Consider the following 16,731-nt stretch of genomic DNA (forward strand, 5'->3'; position numbering starts at 1 on the left):
TTGAAGAATCGAGACCTTATCTGAACCTGATGCAATACGGTTCACTTAACATATTTATGCCCCGGAGATCCCCCTAAATCCCCCTTAAGAAGGGGGACTTTGAGGTCATTCTTGTCCCCCCCTTCTTAAGGGGGGCTAGGGGGGATCGTCTTAAGTAAACCGTATTGGAACTTGACGGGGTTCTCAGCAAATATTTTTGTTAAAAAACGCGGTTTCTGAGCACTCAAAAAAACTCTGTTGATTTGGTTGTCAGTCCATAAAGTTTCTAAACATCGCGTTCTGTTCGCACCCATTTGGTTTGCCGCTTCAGGATAAAACCCAGATATAAAGGAATTTTCCAAAGGATGTAAAAAGGTACGGATAAAAGAGTTGCACCGGAAATATCGGCACGCCCAAATTTTGCCCAAGCGCTGACAATTGAAACTAAAATTAGCAGTCCTTGTACTGCTAACAAGATAGCAGGAATCGGGGATGTTCCGATGATTGCTGCTAGTATGGAGGCGGCAAAAGCGGCTAGCCAGATAGCGACTAAAAGCGATAGGGGAGGGATGGACAAGTCAAGGGCGATCGCCATTAAGTCAAAACGTTGTTGCTCGACGGAGGCTGTCGCTAGCCGGGGAGTCTGAGTTAGTAAGGTTTGCAAGTGTCCGTGTTCCCATCTGGTTCTTTGAGTTTTAGCTACTTGCTGTTGCTGCGGCAAACACCCTGTGACTTTGGCTTCGGGGCAGAATACGGTTGGATGTCCGGCGATCGCCAAATCCAAACTCATTTGCATATCTTCAACGATATTGCTACTGGCTAAAGGAACATCTCGAATGATTAACCAGGGAAAAGCCATCCCCGTACCTGTTAGCAATGAGGGGAATCCTAACTGTTTTAATCCGCTGGGCCGGACTAAGTTTTTCACTAGAAATGCTAAGGCAGAAATGGAATCTTTTGGGGTAGGATTGGGCGGCTGTTCCATTAAATATGTGGCTTGGACTGGCCTTTGTTCGGCGATCGCAACGCGGGCTAATTTCTCGATCACGTCTGGCCCACAGATGCAGTCGGCGTCAACCATGATCACTACTTCTGGGGGGTCTGAGGCGATCGCAGTCAAGCCGAAATCCAGTGCGTATCCCTTCCCCTTGCGTTCTGTGTCGTGGCGCTCGATCGCACTTGCACCACAGTTACGGGCGATTTCTGCCGTATCATCCGTGCAGTTGTCAGCAATCACTAACAGGCGGTCTTGAGGTGTTAGCTGCGGCAATATGGTGGAGATGGTGGCACCAATTCCTGCTGCTTCGTTGTAGGCGGGAATTAACACCGCCACTTTGGGGCGCGGTTCTTGAGTTTCGGCTGTGGGGCGGAGGCTGGACAAAAAAGCTGCACTGCATTCTAGGAATAGAACTGCAACGGGAATTAGCAGGATTAGGGCGATCGTCAAAAGTACAATATCAATAAATAGGAACGCTAGCTGATTAATTTGCACAATTCTAGTACCTTAATTTTATTTTATTTGCTGCGGTCATTGAGTTGATTTAATCAAATTGCACCTTTGTCAACTCAAGGAGTAACGCTATCTAAACTATCATATAATGTCGATTATGACAAATATTAAGTAGATCAATTTAATCTCAAAATACTTGAGAAACCCGGTATCTCAAAGATACCGGGTTTCGAGGTGTTCTGCTGTTAATTAATAAAAAACAACGAAGCAATCTCTACAACTTTTTAAGCTAAGCTGCTTCGCGGACAGGAACAGGTTCATATTTTTTTTGGGTGAACTGTGCGGGGAGTACAAATTCTCTGAGATATCTCGACATCGATCGCAAATATCCCACTTCTCCTTGAATAGAATCCAGTGTAGAAAGACTCTCAACTAAGTCATCAAATTCATCAGCAGTAACTCCAGCACTGTTCAAGATTTCTTGGTTAAGCCGCCCGTACATTCCTTGCAGAAGGAGTTCGATAATCTCCCTGTAGTCAGAAATTTCTGTTCCGTAACCTTGCAATTTCTTGGGATTGATGCCCCACTGCAAAATCTTCAACAAATCTTGAGGGGAACTCCACGCAAAAGAGGAAGCAATCACTTCTTTTTCCGCTGCGACTAAAGCGTGCTTGATTTGCACTTCCGGGAAATCTGGATCGCTGATTAAGCTTTCCAGGTTCGACACTTGTTTATCTAACACGCGCAAAGAAAAAGGAGCTAATTCTACAGTCACCATGTCGCCAGCATCGTCAACAATTCTAAAAGGATCTTCCAGAACATTAATTAGGAGGTGAATATCTGTCGGTTTGTTCCAGTCAAACTGTCCGAGGAAAAACGGTTCTTCGTAGCCCGGTAAAAGTCCTTGAAAATAAATCGGCAGATTGTTTCCTGACTCAAGAATTTTATAAAGAGCGACTTCCAGGGTTTCTGTCGGCCATCCGAGATTGGAAACGGCGACAAATTTCAGTTTTCCGGGAACGGAAACAATCAGCGCATTCAGTAATAAATGTACGGCTTCGATCAGATTTTGAGCGGTTACATAGCGGTGGGGAGCGTGAACGTTGACTGTTTTACTTTGCTCTACTTTTTTGGACATTTGCTCGCAGAACAAGCTATTTTCCAACATATGAGTAAAGCGAACCATCCCGTAAGTTACATCTCCTACTTGAGCTGCTTTGGCAAATTGCCATTCGGCAAACTTTTTGGAGGCTGCGTAAACTTCGGTTGTAAAATATCGAGATGTTTTGCCTGTGGAAGAGAAGATGCAGTGTTCTGCGCCGTATTCTTCGCAGAGTTGGATGACGTGTTGGCATCCTAATAGGCTGGTTGTCACTGTTTCTCGGATTTGGATTTCAGCTAGTCCTGGTTGGCGTTGGGCTGCTAGGTGAAAAACAATGTCTGGTTTTTCTATGTCAAATATGTGTTTCAGCGCCTCGAAGTTGCGAATGTCGGCGGCATAGAAAGTTACTGCACCTTCTTTGTTAAAGTGCGGGAGAGTTTCTTCGGGGTTTTGACATCGGGCTTTGTCTACGGAAATGATTTTAGTTGCGCCTAATTCGAGGAGTTTTTCGATTAAGAAACCGCCGACGCATCCTTCTCCCCCGGTTACGAGAATGGTTTTTCCTTTGATTTTGCTGCTGACTGCGGAGGCGTAGAGGTGAACGGTGCGATCGCGCACGTCGCTAAAAGGTTCGCTTTCTAGTTGTCCGTCGGCTTGATAGGCGGCGATTAGCTTTGCGGTGAGACTTTGTAAGACTGCTAGGATTTCAGGATCTTGCGGTTCCGGGGAACCTGGGGGAACTAGCTGCTGGATGCGATCGATTATTTCAGCTTTGCTGGCACCTTTAAACATTTCTGAGAGGTTAAATGCACTCATGACGTTCTTTGCTCCTGTAAATTCTAGAAATACCGTTGCTGATTCAAAGTTTTTAAACAGATTTTCAAGGGACAGAATCTTTAAAAGTCTGCTGGATTTTAGGATGTTTTTAGACTGAAAGCGACTTAATTGGAAAGGCAGGCAATCGGTTCTCCTAGTAAATTACTTGTATTAAGCCTACTTGTAGTTTTATTAAGCGCTTTTTTAACCTGCTTACTTTTGCGATCGGCTAAGTCGGAACGCGATCGGTCAAAAATTGATCACTACAACTATAAACTTAAGTTGCTGGCTGTTGGCAATACTCAGGACTAATCTTTACTATTTCTTTGCAATTCCCTGCGATTTTTCACGCAATTTTAAAGTTAATGTAAAGTAGGCGGCGTTAAAAAAGCTTAAAAATATACTTGAAATTGATTTTCTAGCCTTTGACTACTTAAATACAGTGTTTTTTTTGATACTAAATATAGTTAATTTAAGTAAGTATAGGCACAACAGCGCCAAATATTTCGGTCGGCCCAAAAGATTGCGGCGTTGCTGATTTACGGTATGAAAGGCTAAATATGCCCGTCATAGGAACCAGTATTCACAAAGCGTTTGGATTTTCCACTTATTTTTTTCATACCATGATTAAGCAACACCAAGATTGCTACCCGATCGCAGGGGTAGTGCTGCTGTGCCTACCCCTGTATGTGTGTTGCTACCGGGCGCGAACGCTGCGCTCTTTTTTGCTGCCTTCAAACTCGCGAGCCGAGGCAGGATCGTAGCCTCCTGTCCGCAAACGACGGTCTAAATCGCTGGCTTCGGGAGAAGTTTTAGCCGCTTCTTCGATGGTCACTCTGCCTTCAAGCACTAATTTGTAAAGCCCCTGGTTGATAATCTGCATTCCTTCGTAGGTGTCAGTTTCCATCAACCGGAAAGCTTCATCATCAGCACCTTTCATCAAGTATTCCTGCATAGCTGGCGTATTCACTAAAATATCGTGAACTGCGACGCGGCGGTTGTCAACAGTTGGCAGCAAAAGTTGGGCAACTACCGCTACTAAAGAATCGCAAATTTGAATCCGCATCGCCTGTTGTTCTTCGGGCGGGTAGAGGTTCAACAATCGGTTGATAGCGTTAATGGCGCTGCGAGTGTGGAGGGTTCCAATTACTAAGTGACCTGTTTGAGCTGCTTGCAGGGCTGTATTGATGGTAACGCGATCGCGCATTTCTCCGATCAGGATTACATCGGGGTCTTCCCGCAAAACTGCCCGCAAAGCCTGTTGAAACTCGTGGGTATGCAAGCCGACTTCCCGCTGGCTAACTAAGCATTTTTTGGAAGGGTGAATAAATTCGATCGGGTCTTCAATTGTAACTACGTGCTTCTGTTCCATCTGGTTGAGATGGTCGATCATCGCAGCTACTGTTGTTGATTTTCCCGAACCGGTAGGCCCTGTAACTAATATTAATCCCTGCGATCGCAAAATGATATTTTTGAGAGCTTCTGGCAACCTCAAGGAATCGATAGTCGGTATTTCCAAACTGATCAACCGCAATACTATGGCACCACCGCTGAGGGAATCAAAACAATTGACACGACAGCGCACGAAGCCTGGGTAAAAAATTGCTGCATCTAATTCTTTGGTATTAGTAAACTGTGTTCGTTGTTCGGGGCTGAGAATTTCAGCTAAGTAGTGTTCAAAAATTTCTGGTGTTACTTTCGGGTGGCTGGTTGCTATTTGCATCACGCCCCGAATCCGAAATCTAGGTACTTGGCCGACTCGAACATGAATGTCGGAAGCACCTGCGCTATGGGCATCTCTGACCATTTGTTCGATCGTACTGACGGGAGTCTCAACAGGACGCTGCTGGGCCGAGGGGGGGGCACTCGGTGGGGGTGCAGGATGGGCGGGTGTTACACCCAAGGGCGGCGGAGGCGGCGGTGTGCGGCGGGCTTGAGCGTCTGGTCGAACGGGTGTAGGATTGTTTAATGGGTTCATTTTTTGGTCTCCAGTCAGTCTATTTTAGATTTTAGATTTTAGATTTTAGATTTACTCCACAGATTAATCTGGGAGCAGGAACTCTTAGTCTAAAATTTGGGGATCGACCGTGATTGAGTGTACATGGCACGGTATCCGTTTTTGGGCGGGGTCAATGTAGATTTATTGCGAAAAAATGCCCGATTTCTAATCTAATCGCTCGCTTGCTAATTCGGTGCTAAATGGTGAAAATATTTTACAATTAGGCTTGGTGGGCGATCGAGCAATTAACAGTTTTAACTTGTATGAACATCATTCAAAAAATTGCCGACTGGCTCGAAAATCGCGCTGTTACTCCCGCCTACGCGGGTTGGCTGCTATCGGGAATGACGGTTTTCTTTTTTGGTTCTGCTACTAATACAATGGCTGGGTGGCTGTACGCACTAAGCGGTGGGAGTTTGGCGTTGTTGGTAGTAGCGGCGGTTTTGCCGGCAAAATCGCTTCGTTCCTTGGAAGTCCGCCGTCGCCCGATCGAACCAGTGAGTGCGGGGGATAAAATTACGATCGAACTAGAAATCGAAAATCGCGATCGCCAACCTAAAACTTTGTTGCAAGTAGTAGACATATTGCCGTTTGTATTGGGAAAAGAGGTCGTCCGCCCGATCGAAGTCATAGAGCCTAACAGTACATACAGGGATACATACTATCTAGAAATCCGGCAGCGCGGTATCTATCGCTGGCAAGAGGTGCACTTGAGAACGGCTGCGCCTTTAGGGTTGTTTTGGTGCCGCCGCAGCCGTCCGGCGAAAGCGGTAGCGGTTGTCTACCCGCTGGTTTTGCCGTTGAGCACTTGTCCTTTGATCGATCGCATCGGTCAAGAAGACAGCCCGCAATTGTACAATCGCAGTCGATCGCAAACTGCTACCGAAGGCCTCACCCGCAACCTCAGACCTTACCGCCACGGAGACCCCACCCGCCTGATTCACTGGCGCACCAGCGCCCGCTACGGAGAACTGCGGGTGAGAGAGTTAGAAGTTGCCGCCGGCGGTCAAGAAATTATTATTGCTCTCGACAGCGGTGCCATGTGGGAAGCAAAGGAATTTGAACGAGCCGTGACAGTAGCAGCTTCTCTTTACTTCTATGCTAGCAAGCGCCTGTTAAACGTCAAACTTTGGACTGCCGGAACCGGACTCGTATCGGGGAACCGGGTAGTTTTGGAAACTTTAGCCGCGGTTAATGCTGGGGAAGAGGCGATCAAGAATCGATCGAAACTGTCGATAATTTGGCTGACTCAAAACGCTGCCAGTTTAAGCACTCTTTCCCAAGGCAGCCGCTGGGTACTGTGGCCGAGCGCCACTGCTGAAACAGACGAAAAAATATTAGTAAAACACGATTTACCAGGCTTAGAAATTCGCTCCGACCGACCGTTAGAACTTCAGTTACAAGCAAGCGTCTCCTAGACTTTTAAACGCTACGATCGTTAAGAATGAAGATCGGAGCCGCTTTACTCAGAATGGGAGCCTTTTTATAGTTTTGTGTACAGAAATATGAAAGACGAATTTGATGACAAAGAGAGAAATTTTTCTTCCGGCGATCGCTCAAACTTTATTTTTGGGCGAACAGAACTATATTTATTGCTGCTGTTGTTCGTGGGTGGCATTACGATAGACTACTGGTTTAGGCATCACCCACAACAGCTTTGGCGATCGCCCACCGAGCAGCCTGCGGGTCTCAATCCACCATCCCCCAAACCGCTGCTTTAACCGGAGGATCGTCAACGTCTGCACTTTTCCCAAAGGCAAAATGATACGCATCGGAAAACTTATCTGGAGTCGCTTTTCCCATCAACTGTTGCGTCCCAAGCGATTGGCGATTTTTGAAGCCTGCCTGATTGGGCTAGTGTCAGGACTGGCTGCGCTATTGTTGGCACAAGGAGTAGGTTGGCTCGGCGGCTGGCGGCAGCAGGCAACGCATTTAATCCCGGCCTATATTGCGCTGCCCTTGATCGGGGCCCTAGGCGGATTCTTGTCTGGATTCATAGTCGATCGCCTGGCTCCGGCCGCCAGCGGGAGCGGCATGAGCGAAGTCAAGGCGGTACTCGCCAACGTTCCGATGCCTTTGAATTTACGAATTGCCCTAGTGAAGTTGGTCAGCGCCACCCTCATACTCGCTGCCGGCATACCCCTCGGACGAGAAGGCCCGACAGTACAGATTGGGGCAGCGTTAGCGAGTCAACTGAGTCGATGGTTTCCAACTTCACCGGATCATCGCCGTCAGATCCTCGCAGCCGGAGCCGGAGCGGGACTTGCAGCCGCGTTTAACGCGCCGATCGCAGGTGTTTTATTTGTAGTCGAAGAACTGTTGCAAGACGTGTCTGGAATCACCTTGGGAACCGCGATCCTAGCTTCGTTCATCGGGTCAGTTGTCGCTCGGATCAGTGGTTCGCACAATCTCGATTTAGACCTGCATCTTGTTGTCTTTAATACCAGCTTTTCTGCTGCTGAGATTCCCTTTTACCTGCTGCTAGGAATCCTAGCAGGCGGACTTGGCGTGCTGTTCAATCGCTCAATCCTGACAAGTTTGACGTTGTACCGCCGCTTTTTCCATGTCAGCTTACCCTGGCGCATCGGATTTGCTGGGCTGATTACGGGAATTGCACTCGCTGCCTTACCAGATATATTTCGAGACAATGCCGGACTCAAAGAACTGCTATTAACCGGAAATGCAGACTGGCAACTCGTGGCGATCGTCTTTTGCATCCACTTTTTTCTGATCGTCGTCACCTACGGTTCTGGCGCACCGGGCGGGTTGCTGATTCCCAGTATGGTACTCGGTGCAGCGTTAGGATACCTCGTAGGAGTCGCAGAACACCAAGTTTTGGGTTTAAGTCTGGCAACCACTTATGCGCGGGTGGGGATGGCGGCATTTTTCTGTGCGGTTGCTCGCACTCCGATTACTGCGGTAATCCTGGTGTTTGAGATGACGACTGACTTTAATTTAGTGTTGCCATTGATGATCGTATCTGTAACTTCTTATCTGATTGCAGAATTGCTTGATGAGGGTTCGCTTTACGATCGCTTGCTAGCCTTTAAAGGCATTCACCTGACGAAAGAAACGAGCGCTCAAGATCCTTGGACAGATCTAACTGCATTGAATGTGATGCAGCCGAAAGTAGAAACGCTTTCTAGTCTAATTCGGCTGGAAGAAGCGTTACAGGCTTTTTCTCAGTCTACCCACCGCACGTTTCCGGTGGTAGAAAGCGGCAAGCTTGTCGGCATTGTAACTCAAAAGGATATTGCCAACTTTTCTGCACGAGGATTGAATGGTGAGAATCTTGTCAGCGAGCTGATGACACCAGAGCCTGTTCGCATTAACCCAGAAGATACGCTTGCCTATGTGCTGCATTTGCTCGATCGACACAATCTCCATAGCTTACCAGTCGTAGAAGGACGGCGATTGGTCGGTATTATTACCCGCAGCGATATTATTCGCGTTGAAGCAGCCTATCTCAACAACGAAAATCTCGCTCAACCAAAGGTAGAACGAGCTCGGATCGTTCACCAAACCAAATCGCCAGAAACGGGACAAGGGCGCATCCTCGTGCCGTTGAGCAATCCAAAAACATCCCTGACGCTGTTAGAAATGGCAGTGGCAATTGCCCGCGATCGCAACTATGAAATTGAATGTTTGCAGGTGATTGTTGTGTCAAGACATGAGGCGCTTGCAGAAACTCCAGTAAAAACGGCGGAGTGTCAAAAGCTACTAAAGCAGGCAACCCGTCTGTGTCAAGCGTGGCAAGTTCCGATCCATACCCAGATTCTAGTGGCGCATGATTTGTCAAGTGCCATTCTCGAAACGATTGAAGAGCGACATATCGATCTCGTCTTCATGGGGTGGAAAGGCAGCACTAAAACACCGGGGCGGGTTTTTAGTCGAGTTGTCGATACTATGATTCGACAGGCTGTTTGTGAAGTAGTGTTGGTTAAGTTAACCGATCGAGCAATTTTTGAGCGGTGGTTAGTACCAATGGCAGGCGGCCCCAATGCCCAGCAAGCAGTTCGGTTGCTACCTGGATTGATTTCTATGAGCAAAACCGCACAAGTCAGATTATTTCATGTGTACGATGCTTCTGAGGAGCGCCAAGCCGATCGTGCTGACTTTGAACCAACCGAGGAAATCTTGAAAGTTGCCGCTGAGTTTCTCAAGCCCCAAGTGAATGCCTCTATCTTGACGACTTCTGTATGTGCTGATTCTGTGTCGGCGGCAGTATTGAGTTATGCCAAGCAGGATGGAAGCGATGTGATTATTTTGGGTGCGAGTCGAGAGGGATTGTTGCAACAGATGAAACAGGGAAATATTCCAGCCCTGATTTCTCGTCAAAGTAACTGCAATGTGATTTTGGTGAGAGCGTTTTGAAGCATGAAAATGAACCACAAAATATCTCATATCCGGTTGATTAGCCGCAATACGAACCGTTTTTGTTATAGTAATCTAGCGGATACGATAGGAATCGTGGAGCGATCGATTGACATATTTCGCCATTGGTTCGTAGTGCGGACTGAAGTCCGCTTTATAGAAACCGCTTTCGTCGGTTAGGACATAGACTGGAAGTGGTTCTATGTGCTATAGCAGTTCTCACAAACATGAGGTATTGATCGATCCATGAATCCCCCAATCTAAAATCCCCCAATCTAAAATCTAAAATCTAAAATCTAAAATCTAAACCTGTACCTCACCTTTTTGAGAAAGGCTATAATTCAATGACCCTAGTTCCCTGCGGGTAGCAACGGATATTTATCAGCCGGCTGCAAATTGACCCCGAAATAATTTATTATTAATCTAAAATCTCAATAAACATGATAAACTACAGGAGTGTAATCTCTAAACTTGAGCGTCTTACAGGGTCAGGCAATTGCTTGGCAAGTTAAGAGCAGCTTAGATTACTCTGACTCCGGTCACGGACATCACATCTCGTTCACCAAACAGGAGAAAAAATGAGTTTTTGGGATCAATTCAAGCAGAACGTATCAAAAATTAACGATTCTTTGCAAACCAATATTTCCAAATTTAAAAATAATGAGTTTGCTGATGCTTCAATGGCAATATGTGCATTGATTGCTGCTGCTGACGGCACTATCAATTCCGCTGAAAGACAAAAGACGGCGGCTCTAATAGTTTCAAATGAAACACTCAAAATTTTTCCAGCGTTGGAATTGAAGCAAAAATTTGAATTCTATTGTGAGAAGCTATCACAAGACTTCGATTTTGGTAAAATTGAGGCTATCCAAGCCATATCAAAACTCAATAAAAAACTAGACCAAGGTCGTGCTGTCATCCAAATCGGCATTATCATCGGTGGTGCAGATGGTAATTTTGACAGCGATGAAAAGAAGATTGTCAAAGAAGCTTGCCATGCTGTAGGCATTAATCCTGGGGAATTCGACCTTTAAATTCAACTATTTTCTGGTTCATGCCAATCAATTCTTCAAAGCCTTATATTTGCGAATAGCATTGTTCATTGAGTTTATTTGCTCTGCATGAAATGAAGGAGGCATTAAGCTATGAACTGTATGAACAAGTCCATTGTGCATGACATCGGTCGGAAGTGCAGAATGATCGAGTCCTAGTGTATGTCCTATTTCATGGGCAATGGTATTTGCAATTAAGTTAGATTGTTGATTGACATTAAGTCTGGCATTGTCAGAAGCATAGAATACTTGGTCAATGCGAATAATCGCCCGATCTGTCACCATTCCATACTTGAAACTAGCCACGCCGAGATAGTCAACGGGCTGATTATCCGCGAATATATAAACATGGGTAAAGTCTGAACCCCACTCTTTGGGATCGGGGGGCTCAGAGGTCAAAAATACCTTGATGCTTCTAAACGCGCCGTAGAGTTTGGAGAAGGCGTCCATCAACAGGAAAAAGATCGCTTCTCTACTTTCTGGTGCGACATCCATTCCTGATACATCTACCCAAATGCAGCGGCGAAAATCGCTATCCCGATCGCTTAGAAATCCTCCACAGGAAGGGCAAAACTCCCACTGAGGCTGGATAGGGGAACGACAGCCTTGACAGCGGAGTTTCGGGGTTCTAGTTAGGTTTATCCGTTGAGAAAGCGGGAGTTTTAGCTGGCGATTGTGTTTGGTTAAGTCTAGGCGATCGTACAGAGACATTGATTCGGTATCTGATTCCAGCAAGTAAGAAGCATCTAGGTATTGAATGAGTTGTTAAGCATAGGTTTTCACAAGTTCCTGTAACCCATTAACCTTAACACCGTTACCGATCGCCGCCATTTTCCACTCATCATTATGCTTGTAGATTTCTGCCATGAGCATCCCCGTCATGCCTTTGTATTCAGAACCTGATAGGTTATATTTTGCAAGTTCTTGATTATTAGACTGATTAACCAAACGCACAAACGCATTTTGAACTTGTCCGAAGTCTTGCTTGCGCGAAATGCAATCGTAAATGTTAACTGTAAAAACCAGTTTGACAATTTCTGAGGGAATCCGAGATAAATCGACGAGAATTTGCTCGTCATCCCCGTCTCCAGCCCCTGTTAGATTATCACCTAGATGCGTAATAGATCCTGAACGGTGGGAGAGATTGCCAAAATAAATGATATTGGCCATATCCTTCACTTTGTCATTTTTATCTAAACAGATCGCTGAGGCATCCAGGTCATAATCTGGAGCATTGCTAAAAGCCCCAAACAAACCCCCACCTGAGCGTTTTGCCACATCCCACCCTAATCCGCAGATCAGTTTTGTTAGCCCTGGCGCTTCTTTGGAAAGCGAGATGCGCTGTCCTTTCTGTAGGTTAATTCCCATGTGTTTTACCTTTTAGCTATAGCGATCGAGTAATGCTTGCAAACCACCTTTATAACCGGAGCCCACTGCATTGAGACGCCACTCGCCGTCTTTCCGGTAAAGTTCGGCCATGATCAGCGCTGTCTCTATGGAATAATCTTCTACAAGGTCATAGCGAACAGCTTCCTGTTGTGTTTGGGCATTAACGATTCGCACGAAGGAATTTTGCACCTGACCAAAATTTTGATGGCGTTGCTCTGCTTCATGGATGGTGACAGTTACAAGAATTTTTTGGACATCATTAGGAACTTTTTTGAGGTTAATTTTGATAACTTCATCATCCCCCTCGCCTGCCCCGGTGAGATTGTCTCCCATATGCTGTACAGATTTGTCGGGATCTGGACTTGTGAGATTGTTGTAAAAAATGAAGTGGTTGTCAGAAATTAATTTGTCATTAGCACCTAGGAGGAACAATGCTGAGTCTAGGTCAAAGTCAGAGCCCGTGTCTGTAGCTTTAACGTCCCATCCTAGTCCTATGAATACTTCTGAGAGACCGGGTGAAATTTTTTCTAGCGATACCCGTTGTCCTTTTGTCAGAGATACTGCCATGATTCAATCTTCCTCTTTATTTTAGAAGTGGTGAGGGAGGCGCGGACTTAAAAAGTTTTTTAAGTCTTTGCTGAAAAGAAGCGTATAATTTAAAATCTTAAATAATCAGAATATTAGCTCACTGTACAGATGTCAATAGAGATTACAAATGTTAATTATTTTTTGGAGATTTGAGTACAAAGCAATCATTCCCTGCCTCAGATAGTGGTGCTATCTCAGCTTGGGTATTGTGATTGTGTAGTTTGACAAACTCGCCGCTACTTTGCCAAGTTTGTGATCATTACCGGGGGTTGCCACAGGGCAGGCAGCTTGGAAGTCTCGTGTTTCGGCAGATCGACGCCACAATTCGATGGTGTTGCGACTGATTCCAAAAACTTTAGCGGCTTCGATTTTCTTCATGCCATCCAACCCCAGCCCTGGGATGACCTTCTGACCGAGTTCGCCATTTTACGGTTTGGGCATCGGCACAGCGAAGCTGTCGCTCCGCAGGATTTGGGACTATTTCTATGCTATGTCCTAACAGCCTTGGCGGTTGCTATAGTTTGGTTTAAATGCCGATCGAGCCGATCGAACTTATTACCCGATCTAAAAATGTCAATCCCGGTTAATCCGTAGTGTCGGGGAGAGTTTCGACTACATACTCCGGTACATACTCAGCAACATTTTCAGGTCGATTCTCTGGCAATTTTTCTGGCAATTTATAGGGCAAATTTTCCGGTGGATGTTCCCGCCTCACCCGCCGGATCGGGAGATTTGCAATCAATGCTGTAGCCCGCTGATCGCTAGCTAGCGAGAACTCCGACTCGGTAGTATCAATTTCCACATAGCGAGACACCACCTCTAGAATTTCTCGGCGCATCGACTCAACCATTTCGGGGCTGAGCTCTGAGCGATCGTGGGCTAGAACCAGTTTGAGGCGACGTTTTACATCGTCGCGGCTGTTGTCAGGGGGGTGCGGGAAAAGTCTTTCGAAAAGTGTGTACAGCATGGGTAGATCTGGTTTGTCAAGGGTTGGGCATAGAAAAAATCACTGGGGAAAATTTCGGCTACTTTTTGTGATGCAGTGGCTGCTGTTCAAGATCGATCGCCAATATTGCAGCACATCACATAATTTTAATGTTTAAGAACTTGCGGAGTCGAGTAAACAAGTTTTCCCGACGGGGATTGAGATCTAGAAATTCAACTTTTTCGCCTTCTAAGCGGCGGGCAATATTGTCGAAGGCAGTTCCAGCTAAAGAGGCTGTTTCCGACAATACTAATGGTTCGCCTCGGTTGGTGGAAACGATGACGCGCTCGTCGTCGGGAACAACGCCTAACAGCGGAATGGCGAGGATTTCCCGCACGTCTTGCACCGACATCATATCATTTGCCAGCACCATTGCGGGCCGAATCCGGTTGACGATTAGCTGGATTTTCTTGACGTTGTTGGCTTCCAGCAGGCCGATGACTCGATCGGCATCACGAACAGCAGCGATTTCTGGAGTGGTGACAATGATACCTTCTTGCGCCGGGGCGATCGCATTTTGAAAACCCTGTTCAATTCCAGCCGGAGAGTCGATCAAAATATAGTCATACTTTGGTAACAACATCCCCACAAGCTGCTTCATTTGCTGGGCGCTGATGGCATCCTTCATCCGAGTTTGAGCAGCCGGCAACAGCACCAAACGCGGCTGCCGCTTATCTTTCACCAAAGCTTGCTCTAACCGGCACTCTCCGGCGAGAACTTCTAATGCCGTGTAAACAATCCGGTTTTCTAAGCCCAGCAGCAAGTCTAAATTTCTGAGGCCGAAATCGGCATCAATTACGGCAACATTGCGCCCCCGCTTAGCTAAAGCCATGCCGAGATTAGCTGTGGATGTGGTTTTTCCCACTCCGCCTTTCCCTGATGTAACAACAATAATGCGAGCCATAAGCGATTTTAGATTTATTGGTCAGTAGTCATTGGTCAGTAGTCAGTAGTCAGTAGTCAGTAGTCATTGGTCATTAGTCAGTAGTCATTAGTCATTGGTCATTGGCAATTAATCTTATTATTTGTCGTTTGTTGGCAATTATTTTATGAGAATTGGGCCGCAATCTGTTATTCATTGAATCAACTCAACACTCAAAACTCATAACTCTCATTGTTCTACGAATTGTCTCTAAATTTGCACTGAAATTTTAAAATTTCCTTGACTGACTAATTTCGCCAAGACCAAAATTATCAAGCGCCGACTTAAAGAAAAATAGTATTACTAATGACCAATGACCAATGACCAATGACCAATGACTAATGACCAATGACTAATGACTAATGACTGATGACTTATTACTCATTACCGCCGATTAACTGCGATTTGTCAAAATCAGAGGCTCTGCCGATCCGAATCCCCTGAGGCGTCACATAGGCGACTTCCGGGAAAAACTGAGCGGGTGAGGTTTCTGGGCCTCTGGCAACGTACTTAGCAATCCTAATCACCATCGGTTCCATCTGCAAGGCCATAATCACGCTGTTGGTGTTGCCGCCGGCACCAGCGTGCACGACGCCCCGCAAACGGCCCCAAACTAGGATATCGCCTCCGGCGATGACTGAGCCACCGGGATTTACATCTCCCAAAAGTACGATCGTCCCTGGATGACGAATTTCTACGCCCGATCGCACTGTCATCTGCAAATATAAAGGTTCCGCCAGCGATTGCGGTTTTTGGGCAGTGGATTTATTCAGGGAAGAAACCGGAGGCTGCTGTTCTACACAATAGCCGGCAGTAGCTGCGGCAACGGCTGTTTGGCGGCGGCTGGTGTGGACTCGTTTGAGTTGCAGTTCCACTTCAGAGAGGGCATCGGCGATTTCTTGCAGTTGGCGGATATCTAAAAGTCGATCGCTCCCCATCAATTGTACTTCTGCATTTTCCTGCCAAAAGCGTTCTCCAGCATTTAGCCTAACTTTTAGCTGTTGCCAAAGTTCAGTCCAAGTCGATTCCGTACCAGTTGCGGCTTCGTTATTGGTTTCTGGGGGAAGTAGCAACAATAGCTGTCCATCTTCAGTCTTGAGTCTGACTTGCAGCTCTAAGCTGACTTCGGGTGTTGATTGAGGGGCGGCAGCAGCAGCTCCGGCGGTGGCATCGGGTGTCATGGGACAGTTTGATATCGGGTAGAGACAGGTTAACATCAATATTAGCCTGAGTAGTCTTTTGCCTCAGCTTTTGGGGCGAAAAGTCTGGTTTTTTTATTTTTAACCGCAGGTAAGGCAATTATATTTCGTTTGTCACCAAGATTTTTTTTTAATTAACCGCAGAGGGCGCAGAGAACACAGAGAAATAGAATTAAGATCGGAATAAAGTAGGGTGTGTACTCCGCACCAAAGGCGGGATAAGTAGCGCGTCAAACCACTTTTTGTCTAAGTCCTGTAATTATTAATTTTTAACTACTTTATGCAGCAAATAGAACTTTATCGCGGTAGTTTTCTCGGTTTAGCAGTTGGCGACGCTTTGGGAACAACTTTAGAATTCCATCGCCCCGGAACATTTGAGCCTATTAACGATATGGTTGGCGGCGGCCCGTTTCGACTGCAACCGGGAGAGTGGACGGATGATACTTCGATGGCACTTTGTTTAGCTGAAAGTTTGATTGAGAAAAAAGGTTTCGATCCAGTCCATCAGTTAGAAACTTATTTGCGGTGGTGGCGAGACGGACATTTGAGCAGCACTGGTGAATGTTTTGATATTGGAAATACTGTGCAACAAGCACTTTGGAAGTTTGAAGATACAAGAAAACCTTACTGCGGTTTTACCGATGCTCAGACTGCTGGCAATGGTTCGATTATGCGTTTGGCTCCCGTGCCTTTGTTTTATGCTAAAAATCCTTTAGAAGTCATAGAAAAATCTGGAGCAAGTTCTCGCACTACTCACGGTGCTGGTACTTGCGTCGATGCTTGCCGCTATTTTGGTACTTTAGAGAGTCCCACAGAATAAATGATCCTATAATAACCGAAAGATAATTTCAGTGTGTAGCCTATCTTAATTTCTCT

At 46.2% G+C, this 16,731-nt stretch carries 14 protein-coding genes; 5 read left to right on the plus strand and 9 right to left on the minus strand.

Annotation, left to right across the window (positions count from 1 at the left end; translation table 11 throughout):
- Positions 1-265: 265 nt before the first annotated feature.
- The 3 genes from QUB66_RS24110 to QUB66_RS24120 form a co-directional block, all read right to left on the minus strand.
- Complete coding sequence (locus QUB66_RS24110) at positions 266-1,471, minus strand: glycosyltransferase family 2 protein (protein WP_332969978.1); 1,206 nt, start codon at positions 1,469-1,471, stop codon at positions 266-268.
- Between the two features lie 247 nt (positions 1,472-1,718).
- Positions 1,719-3,347 carry a polysaccharide biosynthesis protein gene (locus tag QUB66_RS24115; RefSeq protein WP_332969977.1) on the minus strand — a complete coding sequence of 543 codons (1,629 nt, stop codon included), beginning with the start codon at positions 3,345-3,347 and terminating at the stop codon, positions 1,719-1,721.
- A 697-nt stretch (positions 3,348-4,044) separates the two neighbouring features.
- Positions 4,045-5,325: a type IV pilus twitching motility protein PilT gene (locus tag QUB66_RS24120; protein WP_332969976.1), complete on the minus strand. Its 1,281-nt coding sequence runs from the start codon at positions 5,323-5,325 to the stop codon at positions 4,045-4,047.
- Positions 5,326-5,609: 284 nt separating this feature from the next.
- Here QUB66_RS24120 and QUB66_RS24125 point away from each other — a divergent pair, with 284 nt between their 5' ends.
- From QUB66_RS24125 to QUB66_RS24140, 4 genes are all read left to right on the plus strand, one after another.
- Entirely contained in the window at positions 5,610-6,764 is a 1,155-nt protein-coding gene (locus tag QUB66_RS24125) for a DUF58 domain-containing protein (RefSeq protein ID WP_332969975.1), read from the plus strand.
- Positions 6,765-6,851: 87 nt separating this feature from the next.
- Positions 6,852-7,067: a hypothetical protein gene (locus QUB66_RS24130; RefSeq protein ID WP_265237087.1), complete on the plus strand. Its 216-nt coding sequence runs from the start codon at positions 6,852-6,854 to the stop codon at positions 7,065-7,067.
- 40 nt (positions 7,068-7,107) lie between these two features.
- On the plus strand, positions 7,108-9,720 hold the full coding sequence (locus tag QUB66_RS24135) for a chloride channel protein (protein WP_332969974.1): 2,613 nt from the start codon (positions 7,108-7,110) through the stop codon (positions 9,718-9,720).
- A gap of 578 nt (positions 9,721-10,298) precedes the next feature.
- Positions 10,299-10,754 (plus strand): tellurite resistance TerB family protein, encoded by a 456-nt coding sequence (locus QUB66_RS24140; protein ID WP_265237091.1) that lies wholly within the window; start codon positions 10,299-10,301, stop codon positions 10,752-10,754.
- A 27-nt stretch (positions 10,755-10,781) separates the two neighbouring features.
- On the opposite strand, the gene QUB66_RS24145 is transcribed toward QUB66_RS24140, so the two are convergent.
- The 6 genes from QUB66_RS24145 to minC all read right to left on the minus strand — a co-directional run bounded on the left by QUB66_RS24145 (position 10,782) and on the right by minC (position 15,837).
- Positions 10,782-11,483 (minus strand): matrixin family metalloprotease, encoded by a 702-nt coding sequence (locus QUB66_RS24145; RefSeq protein WP_332969973.1) that lies wholly within the window; start codon positions 11,481-11,483, stop codon positions 10,782-10,784.
- A gap of 54 nt (positions 11,484-11,537) precedes the next feature.
- On the minus strand, positions 11,538-12,140 hold the full coding sequence (locus QUB66_RS24150; protein ID WP_332969972.1) for a TerD family protein: 603 nt from the start codon (positions 12,138-12,140) through the stop codon (positions 11,538-11,540).
- Between the two features lie 12 nt (positions 12,141-12,152).
- Positions 12,153-12,728 carry a TerD family protein gene (locus QUB66_RS24155; RefSeq protein WP_332969971.1) on the minus strand — a complete coding sequence of 192 codons (576 nt, stop codon included), beginning with the start codon at positions 12,726-12,728 and terminating at the stop codon, positions 12,153-12,155.
- A gap of 604 nt (positions 12,729-13,332) precedes the next feature.
- Entirely contained in the window at positions 13,333-13,716 is a 384-nt protein-coding gene (gene minE, locus QUB66_RS24160; RefSeq protein WP_332969970.1) for a cell division topological specificity factor MinE, read from the minus strand.
- A gap of 115 nt (positions 13,717-13,831) precedes the next feature.
- A complete protein-coding gene (gene minD / locus QUB66_RS24165; protein WP_265237096.1) occupies positions 13,832-14,638 on the minus strand; it encodes a septum site-determining protein MinD in 807 nt (268 codons plus the stop codon).
- A gap of 395 nt (positions 14,639-15,033) precedes the next feature.
- Entirely contained in the window at positions 15,034-15,837 is an 804-nt protein-coding gene (gene minC / locus QUB66_RS24170; RefSeq protein WP_332969969.1) for a septum site-determining protein MinC, read from the minus strand.
- Between the two features lie 298 nt (positions 15,838-16,135).
- Here minC and QUB66_RS24175 point away from each other — a divergent pair, with 298 nt between their 5' ends.
- Positions 16,136-16,675, plus strand: coding sequence for an ADP-ribosylglycohydrolase family protein (locus QUB66_RS24175; protein WP_332969968.1), 540 nt, complete (start codon positions 16,136-16,138; stop codon positions 16,673-16,675).
- Positions 16,676-16,731: the final 56 nt, after the last annotated feature.

It is taken from the genome of Microcoleus sp. A2-C3 (genome assembly GCF_036706065.1).
In the GTDB taxonomy this organism is placed as follows: Bacteria; Cyanobacteriota; Cyanobacteriia; order Cyanobacteriales; family Microcoleaceae; genus Microcoleus.